The following is a 12,432-nucleotide window of genomic DNA, read 5'->3' as shown; positions in this document are numbered from 1 at the left end:
TCACCTCCTGATCGACTGCGGCGAACTATACGGTAAGCACCTCAGTTACGATCCGTGGCCGGTCGTCCCCGAATCAGCCGCGCTCGAGAGCCGACCCCCACGCGGCGAGCGTTCCGGCGACCGTGCTTGTTTCAGGGGAGTCGGGGTGCCAAGCAGATATCTGGATGGCGATGGGTACGAAGCTGGCGCCCTCGTACTCAGGCACTGCCGAATACGCCTGCACCTTTCCTTCCTGGATCAGCGGAGAGATGACGTTGTTGTCGATCTCCGCCTTGGCCGCAGTGAAGCCCACCGGCACGTACACCACGTTCTGGTCGAAGTCTCCTCCACCGAATTCGGCAGGCAAGAGCAGCATTCGCTCCAATTGGGCTTGCGCATAGAGCTCCTCGGCCTTCTGCACAGAATCGACCATTGAGAAATCCGGACCCACGCCTACCCCTAACCATGCCCTGAAAAACATGAACGACATCCATCATTGACGTTCCAACCCTAAGCGCTCCCCGGGTCGGCCTGAGACGGGAATTTTTCGGGTTGGACACGCACGTCGTCGTCCGGCGCTTCCGGTGCAGAAATGGATACTGTAATGTCTTCCGTACGTATCGCGCGAGCAGTGAAACGGGAGGCAGCGGGCCATGAAAGTGCCGTTCACCTGGAAGGTCACCGGCTGGTTCATGATCGGCTGGTCGGCTGAGTACGAGGTCGGCGATGTGAAGGCACTGAAGTACTTCGGTGAGGACCTCGCCGCCTACCGCGACGAGTCCGGCGAGCTGCATGTGCTGGAAGCCCACTGCAAGCATCTGGGTGCCCACATCGGTCACGGCGGCAAGGTCGTCGGTGACTGCGTCGAGTGTCCGTTCCACGGCTGGCGGTGGGGCCCTGAAGGCAACAACACCTACATCCCGTATCAACCCGACAAGCCGAACCGTGGCCTGCGACTGCGGTCCTACCCGGTCAAGGAGCAGTACGGCTGCATCTTCATGTGGTACCAGCCCGAGGGCAAGGAACCGCAGTGGGAACTGCCCGACATCTTCCACAAGTTCCCGCAGTTCGACACCGACCCGAATGCGTACTACCGGCCCTACCCGGAGTTCTCCAGCCGGGCCGACGCGATCCCGGTCCATCCACAGATCGTGGCTGAAAATGGGCCCGACAGCTCACATTTCCGCTATGTTCACGGCGCGACGGTCACGCCGGTGTGCCTGCACTGGGAGCATGTCGACGAGGAATGGCGGTTCCTGACCGGCTGGCCCGACGTCCGCAGCGACGATCCTGACAAGATGGCGCTGCGGATTCACAGCCACTTCTCCGGCCTCGGCTTCGCCATGAGCGCCTTCGAGGGGTCGTCGAACCACCGGTTGATCTTCGCCTGCACCCCGGTCGACGACGAGGTGTCTGACATGTTCTATTCGATCTGGTGGCCGAAGGTTCCGGGCGAAACCTCCGATGTTCCTCCCGAGCAGGTGCGGGCAAAGGTCGAGAAGCAGTTCCTCAAGACCGTGTGGGAGGACTGCGACATCTGGCGCTACCAGAAGTACGTCGAGCATCCGCCACTCGCCAAGATCGACGCGAAACCGTATATGGCCATGCGTAAGTGGGCGACCCAATTTTACGAGGTGCCTCCGGTCGAGAACGCTGTCGCCGGCGTATGAGACCCGATCTGAAAGAACTGGTCGCACCCGAGCACACCGCGATCGTCACCCAGGAATGCCAGGGCGCTGTGGTCGGTGCCGACGCGGGGTTGGCCGCCCTCGCCGACGAGGCGCGCCGGGAAGCGCTACCCAACATCGCAAGGCTGCTACCGGCGGCGCGGGCCGCCTCGGCCCGAGTGGTGCACTGTCTGGTGCAACGACGCCCGGACGGGTTGGGCTCCAACCACAACGCCAAGATCTTCGCCATCGGCCGCAACGACGTCGGCATCCTGCCCGGCACGCCCGGCGCCACCCTTCTTCCCGAGTTCGGCCCGGAGCCAGACGATCTCGTCCTGTCCCGCTGGCACGGCCTGGGACCGATGGGCGGCACCGACCTGGACGCCGTTCTCCGCAACCTCGGCGTGAGCACCATCGTGGCCGTCGGTGTCTCGGTGAACATCGCGATCATCAACCTGGTGATGGACGCGGTCAACGCCGGATACCGGGTGGTGCTGCCGCGCGATGCGGTAGCCGGCATCCCGACGGCCTATGCCGACGCCGTCATCGACAACACCTTGTCCCTGCTCGCTACCGTCACCACAACCGACGACCTGCTGCACGCCTGGCAGCGCTGACCGCCCAAGAGGAGAAGCCCGTGCAGTTCACCGTTCCTGCCGTCGCGGAGGCCGTCGCCACCGCCATCGGAGATCGTCCGCTGATCGTCCAGGGCGACCGGCGGTTCACCTACCGCCAGATCGTGGACCGCTCGAATCGCCTGGCGGCGTATCTGCATTCACGCGGTTTGGGTGCACAGACCGAACGTGGCGCACTGGCCGGTCACGAGGTGGGCCAGGACCTGCTCGGGATCTACGCTTACAACGGACCCGAGTTCGTCGAAACTCTGCTCGGCTCCTTCCGGGCTCGCGTCGCCCCGTTCAACGTCAACTACCGCTACGTCAAGAACGAACTGCAGTACCTGCTGGCCGACTCCGGTGCGTCCGCGCTGGTGTACCACTCCGCGTTCGCACCACGGGTCGCCGAGGTTCTGCCCGACCTGCCGGCATTGCGGGTGCTGATCCAGATCGCCGACGGCTCTGGCAACGAGCTGCTCGACGGCGCAGTGGATTACGACTCCATCGTCGCCGAGGACGCTTCGGCAGAGGTGCCCGTCGAGCCTTGCCCGGACGACCTCTACGTGCTCTACACCGGCGGTACGACCGGAATGCCCAAGGGCGTGTTGTGGCGCCAGCACGACATCTTCATGACCGCTTTCGGCGGACGCAACATGGTGACCGGCGAAAGGGCGCAGTCCGCCGAGGAGATCGTCGGACGTGCCGTCGACAATCCGGGTACCAAGCTGATGATCCTGCCGCCGCTGATCCACGGCGCGGCCCAGTGGGCCGCGATGACCGCGATCACCACGGGACAGACGCTGGTGTTTCCAGCCGTGGTGGATCGCTTCGACGCCGACGACGTGGTGCGCACCATCGAACGCGAGCAGGTGCTGGTGGCGACGGTTGTGGGTGACGCGATGGCACGCCCCCTGCTGGATGCGATCAAGTCAGGGGCTGCGGACGTGTCATCTCTGTCCGTCGTGGCCAACGGCGGTGCGCAACTCACCCCTTACGTCAAACAGCAACTCATCGATGCCAAGGCCAATCTCATCGTCGTCGACGGCGTGGGTTCGTCGGAGACGGGTGCCCAGATGAGCCACATGTCGGCCCCGGGGGCGGTGTCGACCGGCACCTTCAACGCCGGACCCGATACCTGTGTGGTGACCGAGGATTTCACCGCTGTCCTGCCGGCCGGTCACGACGGGCTGGGCTGGCTGGCGCAGCGCGGGTTCGTGCCGCTGGGATACAAGGGCGACGCCGCCAAGACAGCGGCGACGTTCCCGGTGATCGACGGCGTGCGTTATGCGACGCCGGGCGATCGGGCCCGCCATCTGGACAGCGGCGCGATCGAGCTGCTCGGCCGCGATTCGGTGACCATCAACTCCGGAGGCGAGAAGATCTTTGCCGAGGAGGTCGAATCCGCGATTGCCTCGCACCCGGCGGTGCGAGACGTGGTCGTCACGGGACGTCCAAGTGAACGTTGGGGCCAGGAAGTGGTGGCCGTCGTGGCACTCGCCGAGGGTGTCGAGACCGCAGCCGACGAGTTGATCCGGCACGCCGAATCCTCGATCGCCCGCTACAAGCTGCCCAAAGCCGTGGTGTTCCGCCCCGTCATCGAACGCAGCCCCGCCGGCAAAGCCGACTATCGCTGGGCGCGTGAGCAGGCGGTCAGCGAAACTTCTTGAGCCGGGCGGCGGTTCGGCTGCGGGCCCGCCGCAGCATGAGATCGGTGCTGACCCGCATCGAGGTGCTGAACGGCTTGGCCGCCTGACCCGTGACGCTGAACGGCAGGTCGTTGCCCACCACCGACCGGTAGTGACTGAACGTATCGAAGCCGGCCTTACCGTGATAGGCGCCCGTCCCGCTGTGCCCGACTCCGCCGAACGGGGCGTCGGACGGGATCATGTGCGCGGCAAAGTCATTGCGGGCAACGCCGCCGCTGCGGGTATGGCTCACGAAATGCCGGAAGTCGGCATCGTCCGGCCCGAACCAGTAGGCCACCAACGGGGACGGGTTGGTGTTGATGTGGCGGACGGCCTCGTCGAGTGCCGAGTACCCGCGCACCACCAGTACCGGCCCGAACACTTCTTCGCTCGCGATGCGCATCCGGTCGTCGACGTCACGCACGATGGTCGGGGCGATCTTGCGCGAGCCCGGATCGGGCAGCACCTCACCCGCGGGCACGACGGAGTCGATCCGGGCGCCCTGGGCGCGGGCGTCGGCGATCAACCCCACGACCCGGTCGAAGTTGGCCTGGTTCACCGACGAGCAGTAGTCGGGATTGCCGACGATGCTGGGGAACAGGTTGCTCAAGGTTTTCCGTGCCACCTCGACGAACCGGTCCACTTGCGCATCGGGTACGAAGACATAGTCCGGGCACACGCACACCTGGCCACCATTGACCATGCGCGCCTGGGCGATTCGGCTTGCCGCCCGTTCCAGATCAGCGCCGGGGGCCACCACCACCGGGTTCTTGCCGCCCAGCTCCAGCGTGACGGGGACGAGGTTGTCGGAGGCGGCCCGGGCGACCAGCTTCCCGATCGAAGGCGAACCGGTGAAGAACAGATGATCGAACGGCAAGCCGGCGAACGCCGCGGCCACCTCCGGCCCGCCGGTGACCACCTGCAGCTCGGTCGCGTCGAAGTACTTCGGCACGGTGGTCGCCATCAGTTCGGCGGTGCGCGGAGTGACCTCGGACATCTTGATCATCACCCGGTTGCCCGCAGCGAACGCCGCGGCCGCCGGCAACACCGTCAACTGGATGGGGAAATTCCACGGTCCGATCACCCCGACCACACCGAGCGGGCTGGGAAGCACCTCGGCACGCAAGCCCGCGAAGCGCGTCGCTCGAAGCAGCTTCGTCGCGCGCATCCACTGCGGCACGTGCGCCCTGGTGTGTTCGACGACCGAGAGCATGCCGAGGATCTCGGAGAGAAACGCCGCCGACCGTGACCTCGACCCGTAATCGGCAGCAGTGGCAGCGACAAAACCCTCGGAGTTGTCCAGGACCATCGCGAGCAACCGGTCGATGCGGTTGCGGCGCAACGCGACATCGGGCGGACCGTCGGCGACGAATGACCGGCGCTGGGCCGCCAGCAGCTCCTCCAGGTCGTCGCGCTGCGACTGCACTGCCGCACGCTCCTCGATCGCGCTCATCGAATCCGTCTCCTCGCCAGGGGCACGCATGACATCTCCCGGAGATCCTTCCGGGAAGGCTAACGGTAGCACTCCACCGACAGGTCGAAGACGATTGTCCAACCAGCCCGAATTGTTTACAGTCATGCTTACTGTCGTTCATTCGGTGAAGGGTTGGGGCATGTCGGAAACCGCACGCAGAATCGTCGTCGTCGGAGCCGGATCCGGGATCGGAGCGGCAACCGCGGCGCACTTCTTCGACCGCGGCGACCACGTGCTCGCGGTGGATCTTCGCCCGAATGACACTCCGGCTTCCGAACACGCCACCTGCGACCTCCGCGATGCCGCCGACATCACCCGGCTACTGGGCGAGATCGGCGACGGCTGGGACCTGCTGGCGCACGTCGCAGGCGTACCGGGCACCGCGCCGGCCGCCGATGTTCTCAAGGTCAACTATCTCGGCATGCGACTCATGACCGAAGGGATGCTGCCGCTGTTGCGCCACGGCGGCTCGGTCGTCACCGTTGCGTCGACCGCGGCACTGGGTTGGCAGCAGCGCATCGACATCCTCGACGGACTTCTCGAACTCACCGACGGCGACTCGGTGGCGCAATGGCAGACCGGGCAGGATCCGGATTTTCCCGTCTACACCACCTCCAAGCAGGCCGCGATCCTGTTCGTCAAGCGGGTGGCCGGACCGGCCTGGAGCAAGTACGGGGTGCGGGTCAACACGGTCAGTCCGGGCCCGGTCGAGACGCCGATCCTGTCCGACTTCGAGCAGACCATGGGCAAGGACGTCCTGGACCTCGTGCGGGCCACCGTGGGCCGGCACGCCACTGTCGACGACGTGGTTCCACTGATCGCCTTCCTCGCCTCCCCCGAGGCACGTTGGATCAATGGTCAGGACATCCAGGTCGACGCCGGCTTCATCGCCGCGATGAGCAACGGTGCCCCGATCGCACTCTGAGCGCCGCACGGATTCAGTTACTGTAATATTTACAGTAATATGCATCAGAGTGATCGGTCGACGCCGACAGGTGGGGTGAGCTGTGGATAGTCAAGTGCAGGATTTCGCGGGTGAGGAATCCGTCGTCGCCACGGCCGCCCTGCTGCGCGATCCGTACCCGATCTTCGCGCGGCACCGAGGCAAGCACGGCGTGTTCCGCGGCTCGGTGATGGACTGGTCCAAGACACCGGAATCCCTTCTGCCGGAACACCAATTCGCCGCGGTGTCGTACGAAGCGGTCAACACCGTGTTCCGGGACGGCAAGTCCTTCAACTCGAAGATCTACGACAACACCATCGGGCTGTTCATCGGCCCCACCATCCTGGCCATGGAGGGCAAGACCCACCGGGACCATCGCAACCTGGTCTCGGCGGCATTCAAGTCACGGTCGCTGCAGCGGTGGGAACCCGAGATCGTCCGCCCGATCTGCGAGGCGCTGGTCGATGAGTTCATCGAAGCCGGCAGTGCCGATCTGGTGCGCGACTTCACCTTCGAGTTCCCCACCCGGGTGATCTCCAAGCTGCTCGGCCTGCCTGAGGAAGACCTGCCCTGGTTCCGGCAACGCGCCGTCGAACTGATCAGCTACACGGTGAAGTGGAAGCGCGCGTTCGAAGCCTCCGCGGCGCTGAAGGACTATTTCCTGACCCAGATCGAGCTGCGCCGGTCCGAGCCCACCGACGACATCATCGGTGACCTGGTCACCGCGGAGATCGACGGCGAGAAGCTGACCGACGAGGCGATCTACTCATTCCTCCGGTTGCTTCTGCCGGCCGGGCTGGAGACCACTTATCGGTCCTCGGGCAATCTGATCTATCTGCTCCTCACCCACCCGGACCAATTCGCCGCGGTGCAGGCCGACCACGAGTTGATCGGTCAGGCCATCGAGGAGGGGCTGCGCTATGAAACCCCGCTCACCACAGTGCAACGGTCGACCACCCGGGACACCGAACTCGACGGTGTGGCACTGCCCGCCGGCGCTGTGATCGACGTCTGCATGGGATCGGCCAACCGCGACGAGAACCGCTGGGAACGGCCCGAGGAGTTCGACATCTTCCGGAAGCGGGTGCCACACATCACCTTTGCCGCCGGTGAACACACCTGCATGGGTCTGCACCTGGCCCGGATGGAAACCCGGGTGGCCATGGAGAGCCTGCTGTCGCGGGTGCACAACCTCGAGCTGATTACCGACGACGATCCGCACATCTTCGGTCAGCCGTTCCGCTCCCCCACGGCCATTCCTGTCACGTTCGAGCCGATCCGCTAGAAGGGTTGCTGCCATGGTCAGGCCCGCGGGCACCAGCGGTCGCCGGCGCCGCGAACGCGGGTCGATCAGTGTCGACGAAATCGTCCGTGGCGCATTCGAAATCGCCGACGAGGTATCGATCGACAACCTCAGCATGCCGCAGCTGGCCCGCCATCTCGATGTGGGCGTCACGAGCATCTACTGGTACTTCCGCCGCAAGGATGAGCTGCTCGACGCGATGACCGAACGCGTCCTGATCGACTACGACATGAGCGTGTTGTCCATCGAGGCCGGCACCTGGCGGGAATCCCTGCGCGCGCATGCGCACCGCATGCGCGAGATGTTCATGACCAATCCGATTGTGTGCGATCTGATCCTGATTCGCGGCACCCGCGGAATTCCCGCAGCACGCACCGCGCTGGAGAAGATCGAACAGCCGGTGGCCGCCCTGGTGACGGCCGGACTCACCGCCAGGCAGGCATTCGACACATATACGGCCATCTCGGTACTGGTGCGGAGTTCGGCTGTGCTGCAACGGCTACAGAGCCGTACCGACGAGGTCCAGTTCCCCCGTGAGTACTGGGAGCAGGTGATCGATGCCGAGTCGATGCCGTTGATCGCCTCGATCCCCGGACAGGGCTACCGGATCGGTATGGCCGACGACGGGAACTTCGACCACATTCTCGACAGCATCCTCGACCGTGCCGAGTTCCTTTGCCGAGCAGACGCGTAGGTACCGCAAAACGCGCGATCTCGGGTACTTTCGCGTCTGCTCGCGGGAAGAACTAGCCACGCGGCAGACGCCAGCCGATGGTCTTGGTCTCGGTGTACTGCGCGAACCCCTCGATACCGCACTGTCTTCCGACACCGCTGTTCTTGTACCCGCCGAATGGCGCGTCGGCGCCGTAGTACATGCCACCGTTCACACCGATGGCCCCGGTACGGATCCGTCGGGCGATCGACATCCCGCGCTCGGGTGACGCCGACATGACCGCCCCGGCCAGTCCGAACGCACTGTCGTTGGCGATCCGTACCGCCTCGTCGTCATCGTCGAACGGCAGCATCACCAGTACCGGTCCGAACACCTCGTCCTGCGCGATCGCCGAGCCCGGGTCGGCCCCGACGATGACGGTGGGTGCGACGAAGTGCCCGTCGCGCAGGTGATCTGCCAGCCCGGCGGGTTCACCCCCACCCACCACGATCTCGGCGCCGTCACGCCGGGCGCCCTCGATCGCTTCGAGCACGCGCTGCTTGGCCGCGGCGGTGATCAGCGGACCGACCAACGTCGTCGGCAGTGCCGGGTCGCCCACCGGGACCGCACCGAACGCCATGGCCACATTGGCAACTGCTTCGTCGAACAAGCTGCGGTGCACCAGCATCCGGGTGTTGGCCGCGCAGGCCTGCCCGGCATGCACGCACGCCCCGATGGCGCCGGGGATGATGTGGCCGGGCTTGGCGTCGTCCAGCACGATCATCGCGGACTTGCCACCGAGTTCGAGGAAGGTGCGCTTCATGGTGTCGGCGCCGACCCGCATCAGATGCCTGCCGACAGCCGTCGACCCGGTGAACGACACCATGTCGACACGAGGATCGGTGCCCAGCTGTCCGGCCACCTCGTTGGACGGTGTCGGCACGACGTTGACGACGCCGGGCGGCATGTCGGTGCGCTCGGCGATCAGCCGGCCCAGCCGGGTGGCGTTCCACGGCGTGTTCGGATCGGGTTTGAGCACCACGGTGTTGCCCGCGGCCAGCGCTGGGCCGAGCTTGTTGAGGATCACCTCGATCGGGAAGTTGGACGGGGTGATCGCGGCGACCACACCGACCGGCTCTTTGACCACGGTGCGGGCATTGCGCTCACCGAACAGCCCACCGCCGTCGAGCGTGCGCTCCCATTCGAACTCGTCGATCAACCGGGCCGGGTAGCGCAGCGCGTCGGCCAGCGGCCAGTCGAGCTGGGCATTCTGCGTGGTCATCGCCGGGCAACCGACCTCTGCGATCAATTCCTCACGCAGGTCATCTTTTTCGGCTTCGATGGCTTCCTGCAACTGGCCCAGCACGCGCTGCCGCAAGCCCCGGTTGGTGCTCCAGTCGGATTCGTCGAATGCACGCCGAGCGGCGCCGATCGCGGCGTCCATGTCCTGCGCACCACCGGCCGCCGTCGTCCCCAGCACCAGACCCGTGGCCGGGCTGAGGTTGTCGAATTCGGCTCCGGACGCCGCGGCTAAAAGCTGACCGTCGATCAGCATCCGCTTTTCGGCCCGGCCTGCAGCGCGCCGACCGATCTCCACGCTGGTGACGGCCTGCTCCACGACTTCACTCACACGGACAACTGTAACACTTACAGTAGTGTACCCAGTGGCCGAAACCGCATTCCAGCAGAGAAAGTGCGAGTAGCGGCCTGCCGGAATGCCGTTTCGGCGGAGGTACGGGTCAACAGGTCGGTTCCACCTGCACCGGCACACCCGTCAGCCAGGACATACCAGCCAGCGCCTCGACATCGGCGGGATCGCTCGACATGAGCTGGTTGACGTTGGCACCGCCGGCCTGATTGGCGATCCGCCAGCGACCAGTTCCCTTGTGGCCCCATCCGTGCGGTATCGCCACGGTGCCGCGCACGATGTCGTCGGTGAGCGCCAACTCGATGTCGATCTGGCCGTACGGTGAACGCACCCGTACCTCGTCACCGTCTGCCAGGCGACGGACTGCAGCATCCTCGGTATGCATGAGGGCTCGTTGAATCCTCTTGCCACGCATCAGCAATGGCGAATTATGCAACCAGGAGTTCTCCGAACGCGGTTCGCGCATCCCGATCACGCGCAGTGGGTAGCCGTCGGGCGCCGCGCGCCGCGACATCGCGGTGATCTCCGATGCGATGTCCTCGTGCGCGAGCCGTATCCGGCCCTTCGGATACACCACAACCTCACCGAGCACCCCGGTCCGGATGTTCGGTGCCACTACCACCCCGTGCGGATGCTGTTCGGCCAGGCGGCGGAATGTCAGCCCGCCGCGGCGCAGCCCGAAACGGTCACCGCCATCGGCCATTCGGATCATCATGTCGATCATCGACCGTGGACTCAGCCGCCTGCCCCGTCGTGCGGCTCGCCTGGCGGCCAGCCGAAGTACGACGAAAACCGGCGTGCGCACCCTCATCCGGCCGATCAGGTCGACGATGATGTCCCACTCCGTGCGGGCCTGACCGCGCGGCGCCACCACCGCGTCGGTCACCTGGCGGAACGGGGTGGCCTGGAACATCTGGAATGTGACGGCGAAGTCGTCGCGCTCGTACATCGTCGTTACCGGCAGCACGTAATCACAGTGCGCGGTGGTCTCGTTGACGTAGAGGTCCAGCCCGACGGAAAGGTCTGTCGCCTCCAACGCGTCTTCCAACTCCACGCCGTTGGGGACCGACAGCACCGGGTTCCCCGCACCGATGAACATCGCCCTGACCTGTCGCCGGCCGGGCGTCGTGATCTCCTTGGCCATGAACGCCGCAGGCTCGGCGCCGATGACCAACGGCAGGCCGCCGATCCGGGTGCGCTTGGTGCGGTAGCTCCGGCGCAACGAGACACCCATCGCCATCGAACCCCACTTCTGGCCGGGGATACCCAGGGTGCTGAACACACTGCCGCCGGGCACGTCGAGGTTTCCCGCCACGAGATTGACCGCGTCCAGCAGATACGTGGTCAGCGTGCCGTTGCGTCCGACGCACGTGCCCAGCCTGCCGTATACGGCGGCCCGTTCCGTGGCCGCGAGATCGCGCGCCAACGTACGCACCGTCTCGGGCTCGATACCGGTATGGCCGTGGGTGTGTTCCGGAGTGAACACCGCGCTCTGCTCACGCAGCCAATCCAATCCGTCAGCCTGGACCCGGGCCCTGGCGCTGACCAACCCCTCCTCGAAGAGCACCTGCAGGATCGACAGGAGCAGGTACGCATCAGCATCCGGCGTGATCCCGAGCCATTCGAACTGGGCGGCGGTCTCACTGCGCCGTGGATCGACCACCACCACCCGTCCACCCCGCTTGACGATGTCGTGCATGCGGTCCTTGACCCGCGGGGCGGTCAGGAAACTCCCGTGGGACACCACTGGATTCGCGCCGATCATGATCAGCAGATCCGTCCGCACGAGGTCCGGAATCGGCACCGGGAACGGTGCTCCGTAGAGGAACTGGTTGGCCAGCAGGCGACTGCTGGTGTCCTGGGTCGAGGAGCTGAAGAAGTGGCTGTCGCCGCCGATGCCCTTTGCGAACGTCATCGCGGCGAACAGGTGTGAGTAGCTGAAGGCCGCGGGGTTGCCCATGTACCAGGCCAACGCTCCGGAACCGTGCCTGCGGTGGATCTGGGTGAGCCTGGCGGCGATGTCGTCGAGCGCAGCATCCCAGCTCACCGGTTCGAATCCGTCCCCGGTGCGCTTCAGCGGAGTGGTCACCCGGTCCGGGTCGTTGACCACCTCGGTGAACGCGATGCCTTTCTGACAGGCGAATCCCGCCGACAGCGGATGGTCCTTGTCGGGCCGTAGGGCGGTCAGTCGGCCGTCTTCGACGGTGGCGATCATGCCGCACAGCGGCTCGCAGATCCGGCAGAACGTGGGCTTGTTCTCGGCCTTGGACTCGACCTGACTCTCGGTCACTTGGTCTACGTTACTGTAAGAGTTACAGTTGCTAGACATTTTGGCCGAACACGGAGGAATCGGACTCATGCAGAAGGCCCTCGCGCCGGACATCTCGACCTGGCCCGACGCCGAACCCCAGCTGATCGGCAGCCGTTGCACCGACTGCGCGGCCACCACCTTCCCCGCCCAGGCCCG

The 12,432-nt window shown here is 65.5% G+C and carries 11 protein-coding genes; 7 read left to right on the top strand and 4 right to left on the bottom strand.

Features of this window, described 5'->3' with window-relative positions; translation table 11 throughout:
• Window positions 1-73: 73 nt before the first annotated feature.
• A complete protein-coding gene (locus A5779_RS31435) occupies window positions 74-412 on the bottom strand; it encodes a hypothetical protein (RefSeq protein ID WP_131811727.1) in 339 nt (112 codons plus the stop codon).
• Between the two features lie 220 nt (window positions 413-632).
• On the opposite strand from A5779_RS31435, the gene A5779_RS31430 reads away from it, so the two are divergent.
• From A5779_RS31430 to A5779_RS31420, 3 genes are read left to right on the top strand one after another with little or no spacing between them, the layout of a single operon-like run.
• A complete protein-coding gene (locus A5779_RS31430) occupies window positions 633-1,649 on the top strand; it encodes a Rieske 2Fe-2S domain-containing protein (RefSeq protein WP_064887791.1) in 1,017 nt (338 codons plus the stop codon).
• Window positions 1,646-2,263 carry a cysteine hydrolase family protein gene (locus tag A5779_RS31425; protein WP_064887789.1) on the top strand — a complete coding sequence of 206 codons (618 nt, stop codon included), beginning with the start codon at window positions 1,646-1,648 and terminating at the stop codon, window positions 2,261-2,263. Before A5779_RS31430 ends, A5779_RS31425 begins: the two co-directional genes overlap by 4 nt.
• Window positions 2,264-2,283: 20 nt before the next feature.
• Complete coding sequence (locus tag A5779_RS31420) at window positions 2,284-3,927, top strand: medium-chain acyl-CoA ligase Mig (RefSeq protein WP_064887787.1); 1,644 nt, start codon at window positions 2,284-2,286, stop codon at window positions 3,925-3,927.
• Here the strand turns inward: A5779_RS31420 and A5779_RS31415 are convergent.
• The gene (locus A5779_RS31415; protein ID WP_064887819.1) at window positions 3,911-5,398 is read right to left on the bottom strand and encodes an aldehyde dehydrogenase family protein; all 1,488 of its coding nucleotides are present in this window, start codon (window positions 5,396-5,398) and stop codon (window positions 3,911-3,913) included. The two genes, A5779_RS31420 and A5779_RS31415, sit on opposite strands and share 17 nt — an antisense overlap.
• Before the next feature lie 160 nt (window positions 5,399-5,558).
• Between A5779_RS31415 and A5779_RS31410 the strand changes: the two genes are divergently transcribed.
• The 3 genes from A5779_RS31410 (at window position 5,559) to A5779_RS31400 (ending at window position 8,359) form a co-directional block, all read left to right on the top strand.
• Window positions 5,559-6,344, top strand: a complete 786-nt coding sequence (locus A5779_RS31410) for an SDR family oxidoreductase (RefSeq protein WP_064887785.1) — start codon at window positions 5,559-5,561, stop codon at window positions 6,342-6,344.
• A gap of 94 nt (window positions 6,345-6,438) precedes the next feature.
• Complete coding sequence (locus tag A5779_RS31405) at window positions 6,439-7,647, top strand: cytochrome P450 (RefSeq protein ID WP_413784961.1); 1,209 nt, start codon at window positions 6,439-6,441, stop codon at window positions 7,645-7,647.
• 13 nt (window positions 7,648-7,660) lie between these two features.
• Complete coding sequence (locus A5779_RS31400; RefSeq protein ID WP_064887781.1) at window positions 7,661-8,359, top strand: TetR family transcriptional regulator; 699 nt, start codon at window positions 7,661-7,663, stop codon at window positions 8,357-8,359.
• 52 nt (window positions 8,360-8,411) lie between these two features.
• On the opposite strand, the gene A5779_RS31395 is transcribed toward A5779_RS31400, so the two are convergent.
• Window positions 8,412-9,947 carry an aldehyde dehydrogenase family protein gene (locus A5779_RS31395; RefSeq protein ID WP_064887779.1) on the bottom strand — a complete coding sequence of 512 codons (1,536 nt, stop codon included), beginning with the start codon at window positions 9,945-9,947 and terminating at the stop codon, window positions 8,412-8,414.
• A 109-nt stretch (window positions 9,948-10,056) separates the two neighbouring features.
• A complete protein-coding gene (locus A5779_RS31390; RefSeq protein ID WP_064887817.1) occupies window positions 10,057-12,180 on the bottom strand; it encodes a molybdopterin-containing oxidoreductase family protein in 2,124 nt (707 codons plus the stop codon).
• Window positions 12,181-12,322: 142 nt separating this feature from the next.
• Here A5779_RS31390 and A5779_RS31385 point away from each other — a divergent pair.
• Window positions 12,323-12,432 (top strand): zinc ribbon domain-containing protein (locus A5779_RS31385; protein ID WP_236734944.1); only part of this gene is annotated, 110 nt, incomplete at its 3' end.

It is taken from the genome of Mycolicibacterium peregrinum (assembly GCF_001665625.1).
Lineage (GTDB): Bacteria > Actinomycetota > Actinomycetes > Mycobacteriales > Mycobacteriaceae > Mycobacterium > Mycobacterium peregrinum_B.
Note: the sequence above shows the minus strand (reverse complement) of the source record. Positions and strands in the feature narration are given on the sequence as shown.

Excerpts from the sequence above, each read along its gene's own strand:
- A5779_RS31410 (WP_064887785.1), top strand. The coding sequence starts at position 5,559 with ATGTCGGAAACCGCACGCAGAATCGTCGTCGTCGGAGCCGGATCCGGG.
- A5779_RS31435 (WP_131811727.1), bottom strand. The coding sequence starts at position 412 with ATGGTCGATTCTGTGCAGAAGGCCGAGGAGCTCTATGCGCAAGCCCAA.
- A5779_RS31390 (WP_064887817.1), bottom strand. The coding sequence starts at position 12,180 with ATGATCGCCACCGTCGAAGACGGCCGACTGACCGCCCTACGGCCCGAC.
- A5779_RS31415 (WP_064887819.1), bottom strand. The coding sequence starts at position 5,398 with ATGAGCGCGATCGAGGAGCGTGCGGCAGTGCAGTCGCAGCGCGACGAC.
- A5779_RS31430 (WP_064887791.1), top strand. The coding sequence starts at position 633 with ATGAAAGTGCCGTTCACCTGGAAGGTCACCGGCTGGTTCATGATCGGC.
- A5779_RS31400 (WP_064887781.1), top strand. The coding sequence starts at position 7,661 with ATGGTCAGGCCCGCGGGCACCAGCGGTCGCCGGCGCCGCGAACGCGGG.
- A5779_RS31425 (WP_064887789.1), top strand. The coding sequence starts at position 1,646 with ATGAGACCCGATCTGAAAGAACTGGTCGCACCCGAGCACACCGCGATC.